At 66.6% G+C, this 23,040-nt stretch carries 21 protein-coding genes and 1 pseudogene; 20 read left to right on the top strand and 2 right to left on the bottom strand.

Going from position 1 to position 23,040, the window contains the following annotated elements:
* The 4 genes and pseudogenes from proA to rsfS form a co-directional block, all read left to right on the top strand.
* Positions 1–372 (top strand): annotated as a pseudogene (gene proA, locus HMPREF1023_RS00325) (gamma-glutamyl-phosphate reductase); the annotation flags it as partial.
* Positions 372–1,049 carry a nicotinate-nucleotide adenylyltransferase gene (nadD, locus tag HMPREF1023_RS00330; RefSeq protein ID WP_009304127.1) on the top strand — a complete coding sequence of 226 codons (678 nt, stop codon included), beginning with the start codon at positions 372–374 and terminating at the stop codon, positions 1,047–1,049. The pseudogene proA and the gene nadD, both read left to right, overlap by 1 nt.
* Positions 1,046–1,669 (top strand): bis(5'-nucleosyl)-tetraphosphatase (symmetrical) YqeK, encoded by a 624-nt coding sequence (gene yqeK, locus HMPREF1023_RS00335; RefSeq protein WP_009304128.1) that lies wholly within the window; start codon positions 1,046–1,048, stop codon positions 1,667–1,669. Before nadD ends, yqeK begins: the two co-directional genes overlap by 4 nt.
* Positions 1,666–2,094 carry a ribosome silencing factor gene (gene rsfS, locus HMPREF1023_RS00340; protein ID WP_009304129.1) on the top strand — a complete coding sequence of 143 codons (429 nt, stop codon included), beginning with the start codon at positions 1,666–1,668 and terminating at the stop codon, positions 2,092–2,094. Before yqeK ends, rsfS begins: the two co-directional genes overlap by 4 nt.
* 67 nt (positions 2,095–2,161) lie before the next feature.
* Here the strand turns inward: rsfS and HMPREF1023_RS00345 are convergent, their stop codons facing one another.
* Together HMPREF1023_RS00345 and HMPREF1023_RS00350 are read right to left on the bottom strand one after the other, a co-directional pair.
* Positions 2,162–3,415, bottom strand: coding sequence for a chloride channel protein (locus HMPREF1023_RS00345; RefSeq protein WP_009304130.1), 1,254 nt, complete (start codon positions 3,413–3,415; stop codon positions 2,162–2,164).
* Between the two features lie 12 nt (positions 3,416–3,427).
* Positions 3,428–4,432, bottom strand: coding sequence for a P1 family peptidase (locus HMPREF1023_RS00350; RefSeq protein WP_009304131.1), 1,005 nt, complete (start codon positions 4,430–4,432; stop codon positions 3,428–3,430).
* A gap of 156 nt (positions 4,433–4,588) precedes the next feature.
* On the opposite strand from HMPREF1023_RS00350, the gene HMPREF1023_RS00355 reads away from it, so the two are divergent.
* The 16 genes from HMPREF1023_RS00355 (at position 4,589) to HMPREF1023_RS00430 (ending at position 23,026) form a co-directional block, all read left to right on the top strand.
* Positions 4,589–7,192 carry a BTAD domain-containing putative transcriptional regulator gene (locus tag HMPREF1023_RS00355; RefSeq protein ID WP_009304132.1) on the top strand — a complete coding sequence of 868 codons (2,604 nt, stop codon included), beginning with the start codon at positions 4,589–4,591 and terminating at the stop codon, positions 7,190–7,192.
* Between the two features lie 47 nt (positions 7,193–7,239).
* Positions 7,240–7,545, top strand: coding sequence for a BrnT family toxin (locus tag HMPREF1023_RS00360; RefSeq protein WP_009304133.1), 306 nt, complete (start codon positions 7,240–7,242; stop codon positions 7,543–7,545).
* Entirely contained in the window at positions 7,520–7,777 is a 258-nt protein-coding gene (gene brnA / locus HMPREF1023_RS00365) for a type II toxin-antitoxin system BrnA family antitoxin (protein ID WP_009304134.1), read from the top strand. Before HMPREF1023_RS00360 ends, brnA begins: the two co-directional genes overlap by 26 nt.
* A gap of 195 nt (positions 7,778–7,972) precedes the next feature.
* Positions 7,973–10,756: a preprotein translocase subunit SecA gene (secA, locus tag HMPREF1023_RS00370; protein WP_009304135.1), complete on the top strand. Its 2,784-nt coding sequence runs from the start codon at positions 7,973–7,975 to the stop codon at positions 10,754–10,756.
* Positions 10,757–10,762: 6 nt separating this feature from the next.
* Complete coding sequence (gene prfB / locus HMPREF1023_RS00375) at positions 10,763–11,857, top strand: peptide chain release factor 2 (RefSeq protein WP_009304136.1); 1,095 nt, start codon at positions 10,763–10,765, stop codon at positions 11,855–11,857.
* Positions 11,858–12,029: 172 nt separating this feature from the next.
* Positions 12,030–12,869, top strand: a complete 840-nt coding sequence (locus HMPREF1023_RS00380) for a transketolase (RefSeq protein WP_009304137.1) — start codon at positions 12,030–12,032, stop codon at positions 12,867–12,869.
* On the top strand, positions 12,862–13,827 hold the full coding sequence (locus tag HMPREF1023_RS00385; protein ID WP_009304138.1) for a transketolase family protein: 966 nt from the start codon (positions 12,862–12,864) through the stop codon (positions 13,825–13,827). Before HMPREF1023_RS00380 ends, HMPREF1023_RS00385 begins: the two co-directional genes overlap by 8 nt.
* A gap of 208 nt (positions 13,828–14,035) precedes the next feature.
* Positions 14,036–14,725, top strand: a complete 690-nt coding sequence (gene ftsE, locus HMPREF1023_RS00390) for a cell division ATP-binding protein FtsE (protein ID WP_197054159.1) — start codon at positions 14,036–14,038, stop codon at positions 14,723–14,725.
* Positions 14,718–15,623 (top strand): permease-like cell division protein FtsX, encoded by a 906-nt coding sequence (gene ftsX, locus HMPREF1023_RS00395; protein WP_009304140.1) that lies wholly within the window; start codon positions 14,718–14,720, stop codon positions 15,621–15,623. Before ftsE ends, ftsX begins: the two co-directional genes overlap by 8 nt.
* Before the next feature lie 14 nt (positions 15,624–15,637).
* The gene (locus HMPREF1023_RS00400; RefSeq protein ID WP_009304141.1) at positions 15,638–16,915 is read left to right on the top strand and encodes a S41 family peptidase; all 1,278 of its coding nucleotides are present in this window, start codon (positions 15,638–15,640) and stop codon (positions 16,913–16,915) included.
* Positions 16,916–16,917: 2 nt separating this feature from the next.
* Positions 16,918–19,023: a ribonuclease R family protein gene (locus HMPREF1023_RS00405; RefSeq protein WP_009304142.1), complete on the top strand. Its 2,106-nt coding sequence runs from the start codon at positions 16,918–16,920 to the stop codon at positions 19,021–19,023.
* Positions 19,024–19,032: 9 nt separating this feature from the next.
* Entirely contained in the window at positions 19,033–19,848 is an 816-nt protein-coding gene (locus HMPREF1023_RS00410; protein WP_009304143.1) for a hypothetical protein, read from the top strand.
* Positions 19,849–19,902: 54 nt separating this feature from the next.
* Positions 19,903–20,373 (top strand): MarR family winged helix-turn-helix transcriptional regulator, encoded by a 471-nt coding sequence (locus tag HMPREF1023_RS00415; RefSeq protein ID WP_009304144.1) that lies wholly within the window; start codon positions 19,903–19,905, stop codon positions 20,371–20,373.
* A gap of 302 nt (positions 20,374–20,675) precedes the next feature.
* Positions 20,676–20,894, top strand: coding sequence for an acyl carrier protein (locus tag HMPREF1023_RS00420; RefSeq protein WP_009304145.1), 219 nt, complete (start codon positions 20,676–20,678; stop codon positions 20,892–20,894).
* Positions 20,895–20,974: 80 nt separating this feature from the next.
* Positions 20,975–21,952: a nitronate monooxygenase gene (locus HMPREF1023_RS00425; RefSeq protein WP_009304146.1), complete on the top strand. Its 978-nt coding sequence runs from the start codon at positions 20,975–20,977 to the stop codon at positions 21,950–21,952.
* 9 nt (positions 21,953–21,961) lie between these two features.
* Positions 21,962–23,026 (top strand): ACP S-malonyltransferase, encoded by a 1,065-nt coding sequence (locus HMPREF1023_RS00430; protein ID WP_009304147.1) that lies wholly within the window; start codon positions 21,962–21,964, stop codon positions 23,024–23,026.
* Positions 23,027–23,040: the final 14 nt, after the last annotated feature.

A 23,040-nucleotide genomic window follows, 5' to 3' on the forward strand; every position in this document is an offset into this window, starting at 1 on the left:
GCGGCCGGCGGCACGCCCACGGTGCCCGCCGGGGAAGCCGACTGGGAGACCGAGTACCTTGCGGCCGACCTGGCCGTGCGCGTGGTCGGCGGCGTCGACGAGGCCATCGGCCACGTGAACCGCTACGGCACCAAGCATTCCGAGGCGATCGTCGCCGAGGACGAGGCCGCTGTCGAGGCGTTCCTCGCGCGCGTCGACGCGGCCGCCGTGTACGCGAACGCGTCGACGGCGTTCACCGACGGAGCCGAGTTCGGTCTGGGCGCCGAGATCGGCATCTCGACGCAGAAGCTGCATGCGCGCGGCCCGTTCGCGCTCGATGCGCTCACCTCGTACAAGTACGTGCTGCGCGGATCCGGGCAGGTGCGCGCGTAGTGGGACGCATCTGCGATCATTTCGACGACCTGGGACGGGACGGCGGACGCGCGCGCCTCGGCATCATGGGCGGCACGTTCGACCCCATCCATATCGGGCACCTCGCGTGCGCCGAGCAAGCGCGCGAGGCCTACGACCTCGACGGCGTGGTGTTCGTGCCCGCCGGCAACCCCGTGTTCAAGAAGGACCGCCCCGTCACGCCGGCTGCCGAGCGTCTGGAGATGTGCCGCATCGCCACGCGCAGCAACCCGGCGTTCGACGTGAGCGCCATCGAGATCGAGCGCGGCGGCGACACCTACACCGTGGACACGCTACGCCAGCTGCGCGCGCATTACCCCGATAACGTGGAGCTGCGCTTCATTACGGGCGCCGATGCCGTGTACCATATCGTGCAGTGGCGCGAGAGCGCGGCCATCGCCGACCTCGCCCGCCTCATCGCGGTCACGCGCCCCGGCTACGCGCTGTCGGAGGAGCGGCGGGCGTTCATCGCCGAGCACGGCAACTTCGCCATCGACTACCTCGAGGTGACGGCGCTGGCCATCTCGTCCAGCGACCTGCGCCGACGCGTAGCGGCGGGGAAGTCGATCCGTTATTTGACGATGCAGGGCGTGCTCGACTATATTCAAGAGCGAGGCCTGTACCGAGCCGATCCCCATCACGAAGGAGGCGTGCGATGAGCGAGGACGTGCTTTCGGATGCGTTCTTCGATGCGCGCGAGCGCGATCTGAAGAAACGGTTGAAGCCCAAGCGGTTCGAGCATGCGCGAGGCGTGTCGAAGACGGCCGCGTCGTTGGCCGAGACGTACGGCGTCGACGTGCGCAAGGCGCGCTTGGCCGGCCTGCTGCACGATTGGGACAAGGAGTACGGCGACGACGAGATCCGCGAGCGCGCTCGCGCGCTGGGCGTGGACGTGGACCCGTACGTGCTGGACACGATGCCGCGTCTGCTGCACGGCCCCACGGCCGCGGCCGAGCTCGTGCGCGCGTACCCCGACCTGTCCGCCGACGTGGTCCAGGCCATCGCTCGGCACACGGCCGCGGCGGTGGGCATGAGCGATCTGGACATGATCATATACATCGCCGACGCCATCGAGCCCAGCCGCGACTTCGACGGCCTCGACGAGCTGCGCGCCGCCATCGGCGCGGTGCCGCTCGAAGAGCTCTTCATGATGACGTTCAACCATATCCTGCTGACGCTCGTGGAGCGCCGGCGACGCCTGCACCCGGCAACCGTCGAGGTGTGGAACCATTACGTGGCCCGATCGCGCGACGCGAAGGCCGAGAAAGGAACAGCGTGAGCACAACGACGACCGAGAAGACTTCGAGGGAATGCGCCCTCATCGCGGCCTGCGCGGCCGACGAGAAGAAGGCCACCGACATCATGGTGCAGGAGGTGCGCGACCTCATCGGCGTGACGGACTACTTCGTCATCGCCACGGCCTCCAACAACCGTCAGGTGGAGGCCATCATCGACGAGATCGAGGATGCGGTGCGCACGAAGGCGCAGATGAAGCCCCTGCATCGCGAGGGCACGCAGGACGGCACGTGGTCGCTTCTGGACTACGGCAGCTTCGTCGTGCACGTGTTCCAGCCCGAGACGCGCGAGTACTATCGCCTCGAGGCGCTGTGGAACGACGCGCCCGTCATCGACCTCGCCGCCGAAGCGGGCCTTACCGACATCGAGTACTCCGACCGCATCGCCAAGATGCTGGGCAAGGAGTAGCTTTCGCGCATCGCCGCTTTGATGCGTCCTGCGCCGCCGCCTTCCGCGGCGGCGTTTTTTTGTTTCGTCAACCTTCCGCTTGCTCGGCGCGCAAGGCTTTCGGCAGCGGGACGGCGGCGCCGAGGGCCGCGGCGGCCAGCATGACGACGATGCCCTTCACGGGGAAGCAGAGGAACAGCAGCAGCACGGTCATGAGCGGCTGGCGCATGACGCCTCCCACGAGCGCGGCCGTGCTTGCGCACAGGCAGAACACGGGGTCGGCGCCGGTGAGCATGGCCATGCCGTAGCCGATGGAGATGCCGGCGAAGATGACGGGGAAGAAGTGGCCGCCGCGCCAGCCGAAGCGGATGCACAAAGGCGTGACGAGCACCTTGCCGAAGCCCGTGGCCAAAAGCGCGAACGCCGTCATGGTGCCCCAGACCTCTCCCAGCTGCTCGGCCTGCGTCTCGCCGGCGAACATCGTGAACGGCAAGGCGATGCCCATGAGCGCCAGCACGAGCCCGGCGATGAGCGCCTTTGCCACGGGACGCTCTCCCATGCGTTCGGACAGGCGCTCGAACAGGCCGTCGAACGCACAGAACAGCCAACCGCCTGCCGCGCCCACCAGCGCGAGCGGCACGAGCCACAGAAGCTCGGTCGCTCCCACGTGGATGTCGGTGAAACGAGGCAGCGACAGCCCGCCGCCGAACAGCGCGCCCAGTCCGAGGAAAGCCGCCAGCGCACCAGCGATGGCGCACAGGTACACGACGATCTTCGACGACTTCGGCAGCGTGATGGCTGCCTGCGCGCCCTTCGCCTCGTCGCCGTCGTCGTACAGCGGCGCGGCGAACCCGAAGAGGGGCGCGGTGAAGATGGCCGACAGCGCCGCCATGGTGCCGACCGACGTGAGCTGCTGGAAGTCCGAGCCGAAGCGCTTCATGCGATCGCCCACCCACGTGCAGATGCCCGCGACCGCCCCGGTGAGGCCCGCCTCGGGGCCTACCGACCCGCCGAAGAACAGGGGCAGCAGCGCGGAAACGGACATGACGCCCAGCTTGTCGTAGTCGTAGCGGCCGTCGCGCTTCACCTTCGCCATCACCTGGTTCAAGTCTTCGGGATACGATCCGAACTTCTTGGCGAACAGCCCGATGACCAGGCCGCCCACCAGGCAGGCGGCCAAGGGGAAGTACGGGCCGAAATGCGCGGGCAGCCGGTCCCAGATGAACGTGATGCCCAGGTTCATGGCGAACAAGAGCAGCCACACGAACGCGCCGGCGATGGCGCCGGTCACGATCACCGAAGCGACGAACAGCGTTCGGTTGGCAAGCTGAGCCCCTTTCATGTCGCCCTCTTCCTAACAGGAGACGAGGTCGCGGGCGGCGGGCAACCCGTAGGCGCCCTCGGCCTGCTCGACCGCACGCACGACGGCTCCCTGCATGGCCTCGGTGGCAAGGATGGCGAACGTATCGTAGTCGGCTTCCACCTCGCCGGATGCGAACGTGAACACGGTGTCGCCGTCGCCGGAAGTGTGCACGGGCTTGATGGCGCGCGCGTAGGCGTCGTGGACGGTCGAAGAAGCCTTCGTCGCCTGCGCCTTCGTCAGACGCGCGTTCGTCAGCACGACGCCGATGGTGGTGTTGGCGCACGGACCTGCGGCGGGGTCGGCTTCCTGCTCCGCATGCGCGGCCGCCTGCTGCGCGAGGACGCCGAACGCCTCGAGGGGATCCATGACGCGCCCTTCTCCGTCGCGGCAGCCGGCGATCCAGGCACCGTCCGCGCTGCGCACGTTGCCGAGCGCGTTCACCGCCACGACGGCGCACGCCGTGAGCTCGCCCAGGCGCAATCCGCAGATTCCGAGCCCGGCTTTCATGGCGCGCTCGCCGCCGAGGAGCTTGCCCACCGATGCGCCGCATCCGGCGCCCACGTTGCCTTCGGCCAGCGGTTCCGCCGCCTCGCGCTCGAACGCCGCCCTCGCAGCAGCGCGCCCCATGGCGGCATCGGGATGGGCGTTCTGCCCGACCAGCAGATCGAACAGGCAGGCTCCCACGACGATGGGCACGCGGGCGCTCTCCACGGGAAAGCCGATGCCGCGTGCGGCCAGCTCGTCCATGACGCCGGTCGCGGCGGCCAGCCCGAAGGCGCTGCCGCCCGACAGGACCACGCCGTGCACGGCCTGGATCATGTTCTCGGGCTTGAGCAGATCGGTCTCTCGCGTGGCAGGACCGCCGCCGCGCACGTCGACGCCGCAGGTGGCCCCGTCAGGAGCTATGAAGACGGTGCAGCCGGTGCCCGCGCGGGCGTCCTCGGCGTGCGCGCAGAGGAATGCGGGCAAATCGGCGAGCGTTGCGGGTTGCAGCATGGCGTTCTCCCTAGCGACGGGGCGGATCGATTCGCTTATTGTACACCGCGGATCGCAGCGGAGTCGAACCGATGTCGGCTTGCGCGAAGCTGGTTTCGGTAGTAAGGTCGATTCCTCTCTCGCTACGCACTCCCCTCGAAGAAGGGAGTGGATCATATGCCGGAATTCCTCAAGAAGGCGTCGTGCCGAGGCCGTCGTCCGCTGCATCTCGTCCCGCGGCGCCAGATACCTCGCCCCAACCTCATCGCTAAGCTTTTGCGCGAGCGGCACGTCGCGCGGTTCATCGTCGCGCCCGACGGCTTCGGCAAGACGGGTCTTGCGATGGAATACGCCGATACGGTGTTCTCGTTCGAGCATGTGGTCTGGCTCGACGGCCGCAGCCCGTGCTTCTTGCGCGATCTCGATCGCGGCGTCATAGCGCGCACGCTTTTGGAGGGCGACCCGCAGCCGTTCCTCGTCGTCATAGACGATGTGCCGCTGCTCGATCCTGAGCGCGCCGAGCTGTTATCCGACGAGCTCGATCTGCTGCTCGACCGCGATTGCGAGGTGATGGTGGCCTGCATGCCATCGCGCGACGCCTTCGCGCGTCATCGCGACCGCATCAAGCTCACGGCCGTCGATCTGCTGCTCACCGATGAGGAAGTGGACCTGCTCCGCACACCGGGGGAGCGCTCGAGCGATCCCGCATCGACGATTGCGCCCGCGTGCCGCGTCGCCACGTTCGTATGGGGGTCGGACGAGGAGCGCGCGGGGTTCTTGTCCGCCGTGCTTGGCGAGGAGCTTCCGGCCGACCTGCTGCTGCCGCTGTTCGTGATGGCGTCGCTGGGGAAGGGGACGTTCGAGGACGTGGCGGCGTTCGGCCCGTTCGGCCCCGATCAGGACGCGCTGCTCGCCGAGCAGTACCCCTATCTCGGCATCGACTCCCGCAGCGGCCGGTTCGAGGCCGCGCCGTTCGAGGTCGAAGCCCTCGCCGGCGCGTTTGCGCGTAAGCTGGGCGCGTTGGCCGATCGGTCGTTGTTCTCCGATGCGAGCACGCTCGTCGTGCGCTTGGGCGATGCGCTCGCGATGCGCGGCGAGCACGAACGGGCCTGCGATTTCGTACGTTTGCTGGCGTCGCGCGCCCCGCGAGCGTCCTGGCTCGCGAAACACGGGGCGGCGTTGCTCGAAGCCGCTTGCCTCGTGCCGGCCTGCGAGGTGCACCGCTCCTTATCGGGCGAGACGGCGGGGAAGGGCGCTCTGCTCAGCGCCCACGAGGCGGTTCGCCGCGCGCTTCTGGGGGATCGACAAGCGGCCTGCGTTGCCGCGCGCAAGGCGGTGCGCGACAGGAACGCGCCGTCCTCCGTGCGGATGACGGGCGCGTTGGTGCTCGCGCAATGCGCGGAAGCGGACGAGCGGCGGCGCGCCGACAAGCTCGTCGTGTCGCTGCTCGCGGCCGCGGGCATCGCGGATGCGGCCGAAGCGCCCCGTGAGGCCGTCTGCGCGAAGGCGCCGGAAGATCGGGGATGGCTCGCTGCGGGATGCGTGCATGCGCAGCTGCGGAAAGCGGGCTGCCCCGAGGCTGCTCGGGTATGGCTCGATTGGCACGACGACGGCGCGCGCGGGAGCTTCCTCAAGCAGTCGGCCGCCGAAGTGCTGCGTCAAGCTGCGGCGTCGGGAGCCGGCGAGGCCCGATCGATCGAGCTCGACCGTTTGGGCGCCTTCGTGCGCAAGGAGGTGTCCCAGGCGAGCCGCGGCACGCTCGGGCTCGGCGACGCTTTGGCCGGCATCGCCTACGAGCGGGCCTGCGAGCGCGGGGCGATCGCCGTTCCCGCGCTCGACGCGCAGGCGGCCCTCGCCGTCAGGCGCATAGAGATGCGCCTGTTCTCCCAGCGCAACGCGTGCGAGCGGCTGGAGCTGGAGCGATTGGAACGCGAGCGCGTATTCGTCGCCACCCATCCCGACGCATACCGTGAAGAGGGTCGCGCGACTCGCCTGCCGAAGCTGCCGTCCTCCGTGCCCGCGCTCACCGTCAACCTGTTCGGGGGCCTCGACGTGCTGATGGGGGATGAGCGGGTGGATCCGTCGCTGTTCAGCCGCCAGAAGGTCAAGACGCTGCTCGCCCTGCTCGTGCTGCACAACGGCCGCGAGTTCTCGCGCGACAAGCTGGTGGGTCTTCTGTGGCCCGACAGCGAGATCATGCACGGGCGCAAGAACTTCTACGGCATTTGGGCGATGCTGCGCCGCGCGCTGACGCTGCCGTCGGGCGAGTGCCCCTATCTCATTCGCCAGCAGCAGGGGTTGAGACTTGACGCGAGCCTGCTGACGAGCGATGTGGCGCAGCTCGAGGACGTGTGCCGCACGCTGCTGTTCGAGCGGCCCGGATACGGCGGCTGGGCGCAGGTGTACTCGCAGGTCAACGATCGCTTCTCGGACGATCTTCTGCCCAGCGAGAACGGCAACGACGCCCTCGCGTCGCTGCGCGTGGACTACCGCAACCGCCTCGTGGACGCGCTGGTGGCCGCCTCGACGCGCCTCGTCGCTGCAGGCGAGGCCCAGGAGGGACTCTGGTTCGCCCGTGCGGCGCTCCAGCGCGACCGCTCGCGCGAAGACGCCTACATCTGCCTCATGCAGGCCCAGCTGGCCGCGGGGCAGCGTACGGCCGCTCTCGAGACCTACTTTGCCTGCCGCCGCTTCCTCACCGACGAGCTGGGTATCGACCCCTCCCTCGAAACGATGCGCCTCTATCGCAGCATCATCGAAACCGAAACCGATTTCGAGTGACGGACGGGGAACGGAATAACGAGCATAGATTGCGAAAAAGGTATATTATGGATATAATTACTATATCTTTAGGTTCAATACTGACGTTCGAATGCGATCCGAAGAAGAGCGTGGCGAACCTTCAGAAGCACGGTATCGACTTCGATGAGGCGCAGCAGCTTTGGGAGGGCATCTACATCAAGGCTCCTGCGCGGAAAAGAGGAGAGCGACGATATGCGGTGGTCGGCGTCCTGCGCGGAGTCCATTGGACGGCGATCGCGACCGATAGGGGCGACCGCATTCGAATCATCTCGGTAAGGCGAGCGACGGAACAAGAGAGGATTCGCTATGAGCAACGAAAAGATAACCTCTGAGAATCTCGAAGAGCTGTTCGACGAAGGCTGCGACGTGACCGGGTTCTTCGATTTCGATTCCGCGGTGGTGGTCGAGGGGAGAACCGAGACGAAGCGCGTCAACGTCGACATGCCCATCTGGATGGTGGAGGCGCTCGACAAGGAAGCGAAGCGCGTGGGCATCGGGCGGCAGGCCGTGATCAAGATGTGGCTCGCCGAACGTCTCGACGAGGAGGCGCGCCGCAGCGCTTGAGCCGGCGGGCTGCGGCATGCGCGGCGGATCGGCGGCGCTTGCGTTCCCGATCCGCCGCTGCGCCTCGCGCCGCGCCTTGCGTGCCCTGTGAATTTCCTTTGAGGTCAGGCGCGATATGCTAGAGTAGCAAGTGCTGTATTCAAGTGAACAGGCGCGCATCGCCGCGCTGCAAGCCACGAAAAGGATGGCGCATACATGGCAGGATTTCTTTCCAAGCTCCTGACGCTTGGCGAGGGCAAGCAGCTCAAGCACTACGAAGCCACCGCGGCCAAGATCAACGGCCTCGAATCCGAGATGCAGGCGCGCTCTGACCAGGAGCTTCGCGCGCTCACCGCCGCGTTCCGCGAACGCGCCCAGAACGGAGAGGATCTCAAGAGCCTTCTGCCCGAAGCGTTCGCCGCCGTGCGCGAGGCCTCGGTGCGCACGCTGGGGCTGCGTCACTTCGACGTGCAGCTCATCGGCGGCATGGCTTTGAACGACGGCCAGATCGCCGAGATGAAGACCGGCGAGGGCAAGACGCTCGTCTCCACGCTGGCCGGCTACCTGAACGCCCTGCCCGGCAACAACGTGCACGTGGTCACCGTCAACGACTACCTGGCCCGTCGCGACAGCGAGTGGATGGGGCAGGTGTACCGCTTCCTCGGCATGGAGGTGGGCCTCATCCAGAACGGCATGCGCCCCGACAAGAAGATACCCGCCTACAAGGCGGATGTCACTTACGGCACGAACAGCGAGTTCGGCTTCGACTACCTGCGCGACAACATGGTGACGCGCGCAGAGGCCCGCGTGCAGCGCGGCCACCACTTCGCCATCGTCGACGAGGTGGACTCCATCCTCATCGACGAAGCCCGCACGCCGCTCATCATCTCGGGAGCGGGCACGCAGGCGGCCGAGACGTACAATAAGTTCGCGCGCGTCATGGTCGGCCTCGTGCCCGAGGCCGACTTCGACATGGACGAGGCGAAGAAGACCATCAACGCCACCGAGAGCGGCCTGGAGAAGATCGAGGCCATGCTCGGCATCGACGACATCTACGCCGACCCGTCCGGCCAGCTGCCGAACCACTTGCAGCAGGCGCTCAAGGCCCAGTTCCTGTTCCACCGCGACGTGGACTACGTCGTGGTGAACGGCGAGGTGAAGATCGTCGACGAGTTCACCGGCCGCATCATGGAAGGCCGCCGCTACTCCGAGGGCCTGCACCAGGCGCTCGAGGCGAAAGAGCGCGTGCTCGTGCGCGAGGAGAACCAGACGCTGGCCACCATCACGCTGCAGAACTACTTCCGCCTGTACGAGAAGCTCTCCGGCATGACCGGCACGGCCATGACCGAGGACGCCGAGTTCCGCGAGATCTACAAGCTGCCGGTCGTGGCCATCCCGCCGAACCGCCCAGTCGCCCGAAAGGACGAGGACGACCTCATCTACCGCACGGTGGAGGCGAAGTTCAACGCCGTGGCCGACGACGTGGCCGAGCGCAACAAGGCGGGCCAGCCCTGCCTCATCGGCACCGTGTCCATCGAGAGCTCCGAGAAGTTGTCGCGCCTGCTGGACAAGCGCGGCATCAAGCACGAGACCTTGAACGCGAAGAACCACGAGCGCGAGGCACACATCATCGCGCAGGCGGGCCGCGTGGGCGCCGTGACCATCGCCACGAACATGGCCGGCCGAGGCACCGACATCCTGTTGGGCGGCAACCCCGACGTGCTGGCCGACGACGTGCTGCGCGAGCGCGGGCTCGATCCGGACGCCGAACCTTTGACCGAGGACGGCGAGCCGAACCCGGCCCTTCCCACCGACGAGCAGCGCGCGGACGCGCTGGCCGAGGCGAAGCGCGTGTGCGCCGAGGAGCACGACCAGGTCATCGCGGCCGGCGGCCTCACCGTCATCGGCACCGAGCGCCACGAGTCGCGCCGTATCGACAATCAGCTGCGCGGCCGTGCCGGCCGTCAGGGCGACCCCGGCGTGACGCAGTTCTACCTGTCGCTCGAAGACGACCTCATGCGCCTGTTCGGCGGCAACCGCATGGACTCCATCGCCCGCATGATGGAGAAGACCGACATGCCCGAGGACATGCCCATCCAGGCCGGCATGGTGTCGAAGGCCATCGAAGGCGCCCAGCGCCAGGTGGAGAGCATGCACTTCGCCGCCCGTAAGAACGTCCTCGAGTACGACGACGTCATGAACCTGCAGCGCGTGGCCATCTACAGTGAGCGCAACGCCATCCTCGACGGCAAAGACATGGACGAGCGCATCCCCGAGATCATCGGCGACGCGGTGGAAGCCGTCGTCGCGGAGAACTGCCCGGCCAAGGTGCCCAGCGACGACTGGGATGCCAAGGCCGTGGAGCTGTGGGCCGCCAACATGACGGGTCGCGACGACTTCAGCGTGGCCGAGGTCGACCACGACGACGACCCCGCCGTGCTGTCCGAAGCGTTGGAAGCGTACTTGGAGGACGTGTTCGCGAGCAAGTCCGAGCAGCTGGGCGAGCCGGTGATGAAGATGCTGGAGGGCCAGGTCATGCTGCGCATGATCGACACGCGCTGGATGGCGCACCTCCAGGAGATGGACTATCTCAAGGCCGGTATCGGCCTGCGCGCGTTCGGCCAGCGCGACCCGCTGGTGGAGTACAAGAACGAGGCGTACAACGCGTTCCAGAACCTGACTGCGGGCATGTACGAGGATTATCTGCGCACGCTGTTGCGGCTCCAGGTGGCTGTGAAGCAGGAGCAGCCGGCGTTGGCGGAGGACAAGAGCCCGCTCGACGGAAAGGTGAGCTACTCGTCTCCCGAGCAGGCTCTCGAGCAGACGGGCGTGGGCGCCGCGCGCAAGCAGGCGGCCGCGGCTCCGCCCAAGTCCGCGGCGGCGAAGCCCCAGACGTACACGAAGGACAAGGACGATCCCTTCGCCAACGTCGGGCGCAACGAGCCGTGCCCCTGCGGCTCGGGCCTCAAGTACAAGAAGTGTCACGGACGAGATCAATAAGGAATCATGGCTGATAGAGACGAAAAAGACTTGGAGAAGGTAGCCCAGCGCGTCGAGGCGGCGCACGGCTACCTGCACATCGACGAGCGCGCGGCGGAGCTGGCGAAGCTCGACGAGGAGATCGCGCAGCCCGGCTTCTGGGACGACGCCTCGCATGCCCAGAGCGTGTCGAAGCAGGCCAGCGTGCTGCGCGACACCATCGCAGAGTACGACGAGGCCGCAGCGTTGTTGGACGATGCGCGCGCCGCGTTCGACTTGGCATCGGAGGACGAGCTGTTCGCCGAGGAGGCCTCCGCGGCTCTCGACAAGCTCGACGAGCTGCTGGACGCGCTCGAGATCAGCTCGTGGTTCTCGGAGCGCTTCGACGGCGGCGACGCCATCCTGACGGTGAACCCCGGCTCCGGCGGCCTCGAGGCCCAGGACTGGACCGACATGCTCTACCGCATGTACGTGCGCTACGCCGAGAAGAAGGACTGGAAGGTCACCGTGCTCGACGTGGTCCCGGGCGAGGGCATCGGGCTGGACAAGGCCACCATCCAGATCGAAGGACGCAACGCCTTCGGCATGCTGAAAAGCGAGAGCGGCGTGCACCGCCTCGTGCGCATCAGCCCCACCGACGACAAGAAGCGCCGTCACACCACGTTCGCGGGCGTGGAGGTGCTGCCGGTGCTGCCCGACGACATCGAGGTGGATCTCAACCCCGCCGACGTGCGCGTGGACGTGTACCGCTCCAGCGGCCCCGGCGGCCAGTGCGTCAACACCACCGACTCGGCCGTGCGCCTTACGCACATCCCCACGAACATCGTGGTGACGTGCCAGAACGAGAAGTCCCAGCTGCAGAACAAGGAAGCGGCGTTCCGCGTGCTCAAGGCGAAGCTCTACGAGCGCGAGGAGCAGAAGCGCCAAGAGGAGCTGGCCGAGCTGCGCGGCGACCGCATGGACAACACCTTCGGCAGCCAGATCCGCAACTACGTGCTGTACCCCTACCAGATGGTGAAGGACGTGCGCAGCGGCATCGAGACCGGCAACGTCGACGCCGTGCTGGATGGGGAGTTGGATGAGTTCGTAATAGGCTACCACCGTTGGCGAGTATCTCAATGACGGTTGCTGGATGACGGCCGGCTGTGGCGGCGCATCTTGCCTTTCAGAACCCGCGCGGCTTCGCACACGGCCCATCAGGCCGCTTAGCTCAGCCGCGCGGAACCTTCAAGGCAACCTGCACCACCACAGCCAACCTGTTGTTTACATTGTTGAGTTCTAGAAAGGAACAGGCATGACCGAACTTGAACGGCGGGCGAACGAGATGCGCTCCGACATCGTGCGCATGATCGCGGAGGCGGGCAGCGGGCATCCCGGCGGGTCGCTGTCGTGCGCCGACATCCTTGCGGCGCTGTACTTCGGCGGAGTGCTCGATCATGATCCCGAGCGACCCGATTGGGAAGAGCGCGACCGCTTCATCCTGGCGAAGGGCCATGCGGCTCCGGCTTTGTACGCCGTGCTCGCCCAGGCGGGCTACTTCCCCCGCGAGGAGCTGCTCACGCTGCGCAAGCTGGGCACGCGACTGCAGGGCCATCCCGACTCGAACCTCGTGCCGGGCGTCGAGGTGTCCACGGGCTCGCTCGGCCAGGGCCTGTCCGTCGCGGCGGGCGCCGCGGCCGGTCTCAAGCTGGACGGCAAGCCGCAGAGCGTGTTCGCCTTGCTCGGCGACGGCGAATGCCAGGAAGGGCAGGTATGGGAGGCTGCCATGTTCGCGGCGCATCGCAACCTCGACAACCTGGTGGCCGTCGTGGACCGCAACTGCCTGCAGATCGACGGCGACACGGCCGATGTGTGCGATCCGGGCGATCTCGCAGCGAAGTTCCAGGCCTTCGGCTGGGATGCGCGCGAAGTGGACGGCCACGACATGGCCGCGCTCGTGGAGGCGCTCGCTGCGGCGAAGGCCGATCGCGCGGGCAAGCCCCATGCGCTGATCGCGCGCACGGTGAAGGGCAAGGGCGTGTCGTTCATGGAGAACCAGGCGGGTTGGCACGGCAAGGCGCCGAACGCCGAGCAGATGGAGACCGCGCTGGCCGAGCTGGCGGCGCCGAGCGGAGAGGAGTCCAGCCGTGGTTAAGCTGGCGAACGAAGAGCAGTCCCAGGTCAAACGTGCCACGCGCGCCGCATACGGCGCCACGTTGGCCGAGCTGGCGAACGAGGGTTTGCCTGTGGTGGCCGTGGACGCCGATCTGACGGGCTCCACCACCACGAAGAAGCTGGCCGACGCGGGCTTCGCCGACCGTCTGTTCAACTGCGGCATCGCCGAGCAGAACATGGTGGATGTGGCCGCCGGCCTCGCGGCCACCGGCCATATCGCCTACACCGGCTCGTTCGCCGTGTTCGGAACGGGTCGCGCCTACGACCAGATCCGCAACACCGTGTGCTACAGCAACCTCGACGTGAAGATCGCCCCCACGCACGCCGGCATCTCCGTCGGCCCCGACGGCGGCAGCCATCAGATGCTCGAGGACGTTTCGCTCATGCGCGGGCTTCCGAACATGCGCGTGCTCGTGCCGGCGGACTACGCCGCGGCTCGCGCGGCCATCCGACTGGCTGCTGAAACGCCAGGCCCTGTGTACGTGCGCATGGGCCGCGCATCGGTGCCGGCCGTCTATGCCGACGGGGTGGAGCTGGAGCTCGGGCGCGCCTACGTGCTGCGCGAAGGCTCGGACGCCACCATCGTCGCCTGCGGCGTCGAGGTGGAGCAGGCGCTGAAGGCTGCCCAGATGCTGGCCGCCGAGGGCGTCGAGGTCGAGGTCATCGACGCGTTCAGCGTGAAGCCCCTCGACGAGGACACCGTTCTCGCGTCGGTGGGGAAGACGGGGCGCGCCGTGGTCGCCGAGGAGCACAGCGTGTACGGCGGCCTCGGGTCGGCCGTGGCCGAGACGCTCGCGCGCTCGAATCCGGCTCCGGTCGAGTTCGTGGGCATGCGCGACCAGTTCGGCAAATCGGGCGAATTCGAGGAGCTGCTCGACTACTTCGACCTGGGTTCCAGGGCGATTGTCGAAGCTGTGAAGAAGGTCATGGCCCGATAGTGCTTCTGCTAGAATCAACCCGTCTCAGTACCCTACTATTCGAACGGAGCACTCTGTGACGAACGACATAAGCCAAGGGGTTCCCGCGCGTCCCGCACGACGCGGCGGCGCCCACGCGGCGCCCGCGCGGCAGACCACGTCGCAGCTTTCTGCGTCGCTGCCGGTGCTGGAAGTCGATGACATTCCCCAGCAAACAGGCACGCCGGTCATCACGTTCGACCATGTGACGAAGGTGTACCCGGCTCAGCCGAACAAGCCGGCGCTTAACGATATATCCCTGCAGATCTACGCGGGCGAGTTCATCTTCCTCGTGGGCCATTCCGGCTCCGGCAAGTCCACGTTCATCCGCATGCTCATCCGAGAGGTGAAGCCCTCGCAGGGCCACATCTACGTCGCGGACGAGGACCTGACCACCATGCGCAACTGGCGCGTGCCCTACCTGCGCCGCAACATCGGCTGCGTGTTCCAGGACTTCAAGCTGCTGCCGAACAAGACCGTGTTCGAGAACGTCGCGTTCGCGCTCGAGGTAATCGGCAAGAGCCGCCACGTCATCAAGACGCAGGTACCCGAGGTGCTGCGCCTCGTCGGTCTGCAGGACAAGCTCAACAAGCGCCCCGACCAGCTGTCCGGCGGCGAACAGCAGCGCGTGTCCATCGCGCGCGCCATCGTGAACCGCCCGCCGCTTCTGGTGTGCGACGAGCCTACCGGCAACCTCGACCCGCAGACGTCGCGCGGCATCATGGATCTGCTCGAGCGCATCAACCGCACGGGCACCACGGTGCTCGTGGCGACGCACGACCGCGAGATGGTGGACAACATGCGCCGACGCGTCATCGCGCTCGACCGCGGACACCTCACCCGCGACCAGGATCGGGGGGTGTACGGTTTCGATGTCTAGTTTCTTCTACTTTATCAAGGAGTCCCTCAAGGGCTTCACGCGCAACCTGTCGACGGCGCTGGGATCCATCGTGACCATCTTCCTGTCGCTGCTGATCATCGGCGTGTTCCTCGTCGGCGGCTTCGTCGTCGAGAAGCTCGTCTCGTCGGTGGAGAGCGAGGTGTCCATCACGGCCTACGTGTCCGACGATGCCTCCGATGCCGATATCCAGTCGGTCGAGAACTTCATCGAGGGGCTCGACGGCGTGGCATCGGTGGGCTTCACGAACAAGGAGCAGGCGCTCGAGAAGTTCCGCTCCTCCACGACGTCCGACATCATCGACACGCTGGACGGGCAGAACCCGCTGCCGCGCTCGATCGACGTCGAGCTGTCCGACCCGCAGCTGGTCGAGCAGGTGGCCGATGCGATCCGCGGCAACTCCACCTACCAGCAGATCATCGGGTACGACACGCCCGAGCAGTCGCTCAAGTACGGCCAGCAGACGGTCGACCGCCTGTTCACGCTCACGAACTACGTGCGCTACATCGGCATCGCGCTGGTGGCTCTGCTCATCTTCATCGCCATGGTGTTCATCAACAACACCATCCGCCTGGCCATTCTGGCGCGCCGCAAGGAAATCGCCATCATGCGCCTCGTGGGCGCGTCGAACGGCTTCATCCGCGGGCCCTTCCTCATGGAAGGCGCGCTGCACGCCATCATCGGCTCGCTTTTGGCGGTGGGCTGCCTTGAGCTTCTGCGCACGCTCGCGCTGCCGAAGCTGCAGAGCGCGCTCATGTTCCTCAACTTCGACCTGAGCCTGAACACCTTCCTGTTCATCTACGCCGTGCTGGTGGGCGCGGGCCTGCTCATCGGCCTGCTGGGTTCGGCGTTCGCCATGCGCCGCTACCTCAAGGTGTAACCGGTTGAACGGCCATGGCCAAGCATACTGACACTTCGCATGTTGCGGCGTCCGCCCGTCGAGCGCGGGCGCGCAACATGCGCCTTATCAAGGCCTGCATCGTCGTCATCGTCGTGAGCGTCGCTTTCGTCGCGGGCTTTACTGCGCGAGGCGACGCTTCTCTTCTCGAGTCGCTCGGCTTCACGTCGCTTGTGGTGGACGTCGACCGCAATCCGGGATCCACCACGTCGGGCGACACCTATGACTCCCTCGGGGCGCGCGTGGAGGAGGTCGAGGGCATCATCGACAACGACAGCTTGGACTCCTACGATTTGAACATGGCCACGACCAACGTGCTGAACGCGCTTTCGGACACGACGGAAGACGCGTATCTGCGCTATTACGATCCTGCGCGCTACGCCGCGCTCATGCAGGACAGCGCCGAGCAGTCGGCGGGCATCGGCGTGCTGTTCTCCGAATACAAAGGGCGCGCTTACGCGGCCGACGTGTTCGAGGGTTCGGCCGCCCAGATGGCCGACGTGCGCAGCGGCGATTTCGTGGTGGCCATCGACGGCGACCGCGGACACGAGTGGACCACGAACGAGGTGACCTCCGCGCTCAAGCGCGAGGAGGGCGAGAACGTCGTCATCACGTGGCGGCGCGCCAGCTCGCTCGACGACGAGGGCGGCGAGGAGTTCACTACGACGCTCGTGTGCTCGAACTACGCGGTGAAGAACGTGGAGACCGAGCTTTCCGACACGGTGGGCTACATCAAGCTCAAGCAGATCACGCAGAACGCGGCAGACCTCGTGAAGAACGCGGTCGCCGACCTCGAGTCGCAAGGCGCCACATCGTTCGTGCTCGATATCCGCGACAACCCCGGCGGTTTCCTCACGCAGTCGGTGGATATCGCCAGCCTGTTCGTGAAGAGCGGCACCATTGTGAAGATCCAGACGAAGGCCGAGGAGACGTCCAAGACCACCTCGCGCCCCTACGTGACGGAGAAGCCGCTGGTCTTGCTCGTGAACGGCAAGACCTCCGCTTCCGCCGAGGTGCTGGCCGCGTCGCTCAAGGACAACCAGCGCGCCACGCTCGTGGGATCCACGACGTTGGGCAAGGGCTCGGTGCAGGTGACGCGCGATTTGAGTTTCGGCGGAGCGCTGCGCTACACCGCCGCGTTCTACAAGAGCCCGCTCGGACACGACATCGAAGGCGTGGGCGTCACCCCCGACGTGATGGTGGGTTTGGCGGAGGGCGAGGATAACCAGAAGGCTCTCGCGCTCGAAACCGCCCAGTCCCTCGTGAAGGGCTAGCCGTGGGGCGGACGCGTTCCCATACGCGCCGGCATCCCCGTAGCAACCCGCGGGGCGTGCTGAGCGTGCGCGGAGGCGGCTTCGGCTTCGTGCAGACGGCGGAGGGCGAGTTCTTCGTTCCGGAATCCAAGATGGCGGGTGCGTTCGACGGCGATCTCGTGGAAGTGGCGCCGCTGCCCGTGCAGAGCGGCCGCAAGAAGCAGCCACATGAACGCAAAGCAGATCTTCGCGCAGGAGAGAAGCCGGCGGCGCGCGTGCTGCGGGTCGTCGACCGTGCGCACGACACGCTCGTGGGGCGCTACGAGGTGGCCGAACCTTTCGGCGTGGTCGTGCCCGAAGATGCGAACATCCCCTATGACATATTCACCATGCGTGCCGACCGGCCCGACATCGAAGACGGATCGCTCGTGCGCGTGCGCATCACGACGTTTCCTTCGCGCAACACGGCGGCCACCGGCGTTATCGAGGAGGTGCTCGGGCTCGCCGACGACGAGCACGCGGCCGTAGACGTGGTGATCGCCCGTCACAAGCTGGAGACGGTGTTCTCCGAAGGGGCGCTTTCGGAGGCGCGAAGCGCGGTGCTCGACGAGGACGGCGCGTTGGCGTCGGGGTACCGCGACTTGAGGGAGCGTTTCACGTTCACCATCGATCCGGCCGATGCGAGGGACTTCGACGATGCGGTCAGCCTGGAGCCCGTTTCGACCTGCGGGGTTGGAACCGGCATCCGCGTGGTGGACGAGCGCGGGCTCGGGGTGGCGCGTTGGCGGTTGGGCGTGCATATCGCCGACGTGGCGCACTACGTGCCGTGGAATTCCTCGCTCGACCTCGATGCGCGCAGGCGGGCGACCAGCGTGTACCTCGTCGACCGTGTGATTCCCATGCTGCCCGACGAGTTGTCGGGCGATCTGTGCTCGCTCAAGCCCGACGAAGTGCGTCGTACGATGACGGCCGACCTCTACCTCGACGATCGGGCGCGGCTCGTGGCCTACGATCTGTATCCGGCGCTCATCCGCTCGCATGCGCGCCTGTCGTACGAGGAAGCGCAGGCGCTGCTGGACCGTTGTCATCCTGAGCGGAGCGCCGAAGGCGCGGAGTCGAAGGATCTCGTGCGGCGCGACGGCGCTTGCGCGCCGGGCGACGGGCTTTCCGACCGCCTCGCCGCGCTGTCGCGCCTGGCGAAGCAGCGGTTCGCCTCCCGCGAGAGGGCGGGCGGCCTCGACTTCGACTCGGTCGAGGCGCGCGTGGTTCTCGATGAGGAGGGGAGTCCGACGGGTATCGACTTGCGCGTCAAGACCGACGCGACCTCGCTCATCGAAGAGGCCATGATCCTTGCGAACGAGACCGTCGCCAAGCACCTGCGCGATGCGAAGTTCCCCAGCCTGTACCGCGTCCACGAGCAGCCTTCGGCCGACAGCTTGGCGGCGCTCGTGCCCGTGTTCCAGGACTTCGCGTGGTTCCGCGACATCGATCAAGCCGACTTCATCGCGGGCGATGCGCACGTCGTCCAGCGCGTGCTGGAGGCGAGCGCGGAGCGTCCCGAGGGCGAGCTCGTGTCGACGCTCCTGCTGCGGTCGATGAAGCGGGCGGTGTACCGTCCCGACTGCGCTGCGCACTACGGCCTGGCCAGCGGGGCCTACACGCATTTCACGTCTCCCATCAGGCGCTATCCCGACCTTGTGGTGCATCGTATGCTCAAGGCCCTCATCGGCGGACGCCCGGAGAAGTTCGACCAGGAAAAATCGGCGCTGCCATGGATCGCCGAGCACTCCTCCGACATGGAGCGCATAGCCGAGAAGGCTGCGCGCGAGTCGCAGGAGGTCAAGCTCATCGAGTATCTCGAGCGGTTCGTGGGGCAGACGTTCTCGGCGACGGTGTCGGGGGTGGCGACGTACGGCGCGTACGTGCGCCTCGACAACACGGCCGAAGGTTTGATCCCGTGCAAGAACCTTGGTTCGGAGTACTTCGCGCTCGATCCTGTGCAGCATCGTCTGACCGGGCAGGACACGGGCGCGTCGTATCGCCTGGCGCAGCGGCTCGCCGTCGTGCTCGTCTCTGCCGATCCGCGTGCTCGGCGCTTGGACTTTCGTCCTGCCCGCGACGAGCGATAGGGCGCCGGCATGGGACGGGTGCGCGAGGTCTTCGCGGCCATGGGTCGCGAGATGCGCAAGAACAAAGGGTCGTTTGCGGTATACGTGGTGCTGCGCCTTATCGTGTTGGCATGCGCGGTCGGCTCGCTCGCCTTCGACAACTACGAGGCGTTCTTCCTGTGCCTGCTCACGCTCGTGCTGTTTCTCGTCCCCACGTTCATAGAGGTGAACTTCAGCATCTCCATCCCCGAGACGCTCGAGGTGGTCATCGCGCTGTTCATCTTCGCGGCCGAGATACTGGGGGAGCTGCTCCACTTCTACACCATCTTCCCGTTCTGGGATGCGCTGCTGCATACGTTCAACGGGTTTCTGGCTGCCGCTATAGGCCTTGCCCTCGTGTCCATCCTTAACCGCTCGGATCGCATCGCGTTCTCTCTGTCGCCGTTCTTCTGCGTGGTGGTGGCGTTCTGCTTTTCCATGACCATCGGCGTGCTGTGGGAGTTCTTCGAGTTCGGCATGGACGAGATGTTCGGACTCGACATGCAGAAGGACACGGTGGTGACCGGCATCTCCAGCACGCTGCTCGATCCGTCGGGCTCGCAGCATCCGCAACGTATAGACCGTATCGAATCCGTCGAGGTCAACGGGCAGGAGCTAGGTGTCGGCGGATATTTGGACATCGGGCTGCGCGATACCATGGGAGACCTGTTCGTGAACTTCGTCGGAGCGCTTGCGTTCTCGGTCATCGGGTACCGCTACCTCAAAAGCAAGAGCGAGGGTCGGTTCGTGCGACGTTTCGTGCCCACCCCCGCACCGCCCGACGATGTCGAAACTTTGACTATCTAACTACATACGGTATGATGCGGCCGATGTGAAACGACGGACGAGGAGGCGGGGATCGTGGACGGTTCGAACGAGACGGCGAGCGCTTCTCAAAGACGGCGCGAGGAAATCGACGACCTACTGTCCGGCACGTTCAACTCCATCCTGCGCATCGAGGAGCAGTCGCTGGACAACCGCCTGACGCACGGGCTCACCATAACCGAGGTCCACACCATCGTGGCTATCGGCCTGCACGAGCGCAATCCGATGAACGTGATAGCCGCGCGCCTGAACGTGACCTTGGCTACGCTGACCACGGCGGTGAACAAACTGGCGAACAAGGGCTTCGTGGAACGTACGCGCGCCGAGGACGATCGGCGCAAGGTGCTGGTCTCGCTCACCAAGAAAGGCAGGCAGGTGCTGCGCGCGCACAACCTGTTCCACCATCAGATGATCGACGAGGCGTTGGCCGATCTTACCGAGGAGGAGGAGCGCGTGTTCGCCGGGGCGCTCAAGAAGGTGAAGGGCTTCTTCGACGCGCAGGCGTAAGGAGTTTGCGACCTGCGGGGCGGGCGTGAGCGGTCACGCAGCACTCCTCGCACACGCAGCGATTGCTCGTCGCACTGCATGACCGCTCACGCCCTGTTCGCGGTTGGGCTATTCGGCTGGATGCGTCGAAGGGGCCTGTCTTGGGTGCGCCTGGAACGGGGCGGTGGGAATAAGAGGAAGGGCGCAGAAATCGTGGAGGGCGCATGGCGGCTCTTGCAATCGGAGTCCCGTCACCATACCATTACTTCCGGAGAAATACTTTGACTATCAAACTAAATTGCATGAAGCGAAAGGAACGCACCATGGCTACCATCGACACCGTGAAGGAAGTCCTCGTCGAGAACCTCGATCTCGAGGCCGAGAAGATCACCGAGGAGGCCACGCTGGAGTCGCTCGGCATCGACTCGCTGGACATGGTCGAGCTCATCTGCGACCTCGAGGAGAAGTGCGACGTCGAGTTCGGCGAGCCCGAGGGAATCGAGACGGTGGGTCAGCTGGTCGCGCACATCGATTCGCTGTAACGCGCGTTGATCGGGCCCCGTACGGGGCCCGCTTGTATGACGGGGCCCGAACGGGGCCGTGGGTTCGAGGAAGAGAGAGCATGAGCATGAAGACGCGGGTAACAGAACTGCTGGGCATCGAGGCGCCCGTCGTGCAGGGCGCGATGGCGCGCATCGCGGATGCGAGCCTGGCCGGCGCGGTGAGCGAGGCCGGCGGCCTCGGCATCATCGCATGCGGCGGCGCGCCGCTCGACTGGGTCGAGGAGCAGGTGCGTATCGCCCGCTCGATGACCGACAAGCCCATCGGCGCGAACGTCATGCTCATGGATCCGAACGCCGCCCAGACGGCCGAGCTTCTGGCGAAGCTGCGTGTTGACGTCATCACGACGGGCGCGGGTTCTCCCGCGAACTACATGCAGCTGTGGAAGGACGCCGGCATCAAGGTGGTACCCGTGGTGGCCTCCAGCGCGCTGGCCGCGCGCATGGAGCGCCTCGGTGCCGATGCCGTGGTGGCCGAGGGCACCGAGGCCGGCGGCCATATCGGCGAGCTGACCACGATGGCGCTCATCCCCGCAGTATGCGACGCCGTGTCCATCCCCGTGATCGCCGCAGGCGGCATCGCCGACGGGCGCGGCATGGCCGCCGCCTTCGCGCTGGGCGCCGAGGGCGTGCAGGCAGGCACCCGCTTCCTCACGGTGGACGAGTGCACCATCTCCGACGCGTACAAAGAGCGCGTGATCGCCGCCAAGGACGCCGACACCATCGTCACGGGCCGCGGCAGCGGGCATCCCGTGCGCTGCCTCAAGAACAAGTTCGCCCGTACCGTGCGCAAGCTCGAAGGCGACGTCGCCGCCAACGGCGACGAGCTGGAGGCTATGTACGTGGGCTCCCTGCGCCGCGCCGTGGAGGGCGACGTGGACAACGGCGCCATGATGGCAGGCCAGTCGGCCGCGCTCGTGCACGAGCGCGCCACGGCGGCCGAGGCTATCGCTCGGATGATCGAAGAGGCCGAGGCTCTGGGCGGTCTCGACTTGGAAGCACTGGCTGCGCTGAGCGCCCGGCGCGGGCGCGCGATCTAGGGGGCTTTGATGGATGAGGAAAAAGGGCTTCGGAAGCCTGTGGGTGTGGAGCGAGGAGGGGCGGCGGCGTCCACCAAGCGAGTTCCGCAGCGAAGCGAGGACTGTTTGAGCGATTGGACGTTGCCGCCCCTCCTCGCGGGCGCGCCCGTCTTCATGTTCTCGGGGCAAGGGGCGCAGAAGCCCGGCATGGGCGCGGACCTGCTCGATATTCCCGAGGTGAAGGGAACGTTTTCCTGCGCGTCCGACGTGCTGGGGTACGACGTGGCCGATCTCGTGCTCAATGCCGATCCCGACGAGCTCAACGACACGCGCAACGCCCAGCCGGCGCTGTGCGTGCTGTCGGTGGGCATCGCCCGCGCGCTCATGGCGCGCGGCGTGCAGCCTGCGGCGGTGCTGGGCTTCTCGCTGGGGCAGGTGAGCGCGCTGGCCGTGTCGGGCATGCTGAGCGACGAGGCGACGTTCGCGCTGGTGAAAGCGCGCTCCGAGCTTATGGCCGAGGCCGCTGCGGCGCACCCCGGCGTCATGAGCGCGCTGCTGAAGGCCGACGAGGACGGCGTGGCTGCGCTCTGCGAGCAGTGCGCCGAGGGCGAGGTGCTGGTGCCCGCGAACTTCAACTGCCCGGGGCAGATCGTCATCGCCGGTGCGCCCGCGGCCGTCGAGCGCGCCGAGGCGGCATGGGCCGAGGCGGGGAAGCGCTCGTCGCGTTTGGCCACCTCGGGCGCGTTCCATAGCCCGCTCATGGCCGATGCGGCGGCGGGGCTCGCAGCTTACTTGGATAACGTCGAGTTCTCGGAGGCGCGCATCCCGCTCGTCTGCAACGTCACTGCCGCGCCGCTGTCCGCCGCCGACGCGCGCGAGAACCTCGTGCGCCACCTCACGAGCCCCGTGCGCTTCGATGCGAGCGTGGCTGCGTTGACCGCCGCAGGGGCGGACATGTTCGTCGAAGTCGGCTTCGGCGGCGTTCTGGCGAACCTCGTGAAACGCATCGACAAGACCGCGACGCGCGCCTGCGTGCAGGACCGCGCGAGCTTCGACGGCTGTCTGGCCGTCGCTTCCGCAACCGATTCCGAATAGGAGCTTCTACTCCC

Source organism: Eggerthella sp. 1_3_56FAA (genome assembly GCF_000185625.1).
In the GTDB taxonomy this organism is placed as follows: Bacteria; Actinomycetota; Coriobacteriia; order Coriobacteriales; family Eggerthellaceae; genus Eggerthella; species Eggerthella lenta.

Bases quoted from the DNA above. Each gene is read 5' to 3' on its own strand.
- yqeK (WP_009304128.1), top strand. From the start codon at position 1,046: ATGAGCGAGGACGTGCTTTCGGATGCGTTCTTCGATGCGCGCGAGCGC.
- HMPREF1023_RS00345 (WP_009304130.1), bottom strand. From the start codon at position 3,415: ATGAAAGGGGCTCAGCTTGCCAACCGAACGCTGTTCGTCGCTTCGGTG.
- HMPREF1023_RS00350 (WP_009304131.1), bottom strand. From the start codon at position 4,432: ATGCTGCAACCCGCAACGCTCGCCGATTTGCCCGCATTCCTCTGCGCG.
- HMPREF1023_RS00355 (WP_009304132.1), top strand. From the start codon at position 4,589: ATGCCGGAATTCCTCAAGAAGGCGTCGTGCCGAGGCCGTCGTCCGCTG.
- HMPREF1023_RS00360 (WP_009304133.1), top strand. From the start codon at position 7,240: ATGGATATAATTACTATATCTTTAGGTTCAATACTGACGTTCGAATGC.
- brnA (WP_009304134.1), top strand. From the start codon at position 7,520: ATGAGCAACGAAAAGATAACCTCTGAGAATCTCGAAGAGCTGTTCGAC.
- secA (WP_009304135.1), top strand. From the start codon at position 7,973: ATGGCAGGATTTCTTTCCAAGCTCCTGACGCTTGGCGAGGGCAAGCAG.
- prfB (WP_009304136.1), top strand. From the start codon at position 10,763: ATGGCTGATAGAGACGAAAAAGACTTGGAGAAGGTAGCCCAGCGCGTC.
- HMPREF1023_RS00380 (WP_009304137.1), top strand. From the start codon at position 12,030: ATGACCGAACTTGAACGGCGGGCGAACGAGATGCGCTCCGACATCGTG.
- ftsX (WP_009304140.1), top strand. From the start codon at position 14,718: ATGTCTAGTTTCTTCTACTTTATCAAGGAGTCCCTCAAGGGCTTCACG.
- HMPREF1023_RS00400 (WP_009304141.1), top strand. From the start codon at position 15,638: ATGGCCAAGCATACTGACACTTCGCATGTTGCGGCGTCCGCCCGTCGA.
- HMPREF1023_RS00410 (WP_009304143.1), top strand. From the start codon at position 19,033: ATGGGACGGGTGCGCGAGGTCTTCGCGGCCATGGGTCGCGAGATGCGC.
- HMPREF1023_RS00420 (WP_009304145.1), top strand. From the start codon at position 20,676: ATGGCTACCATCGACACCGTGAAGGAAGTCCTCGTCGAGAACCTCGAT.
- HMPREF1023_RS00425 (WP_009304146.1), top strand. From the start codon at position 20,975: ATGAGCATGAAGACGCGGGTAACAGAACTGCTGGGCATCGAGGCGCCC.
- HMPREF1023_RS00430 (WP_009304147.1), top strand. From the start codon at position 21,962: ATGGATGAGGAAAAAGGGCTTCGGAAGCCTGTGGGTGTGGAGCGAGGA.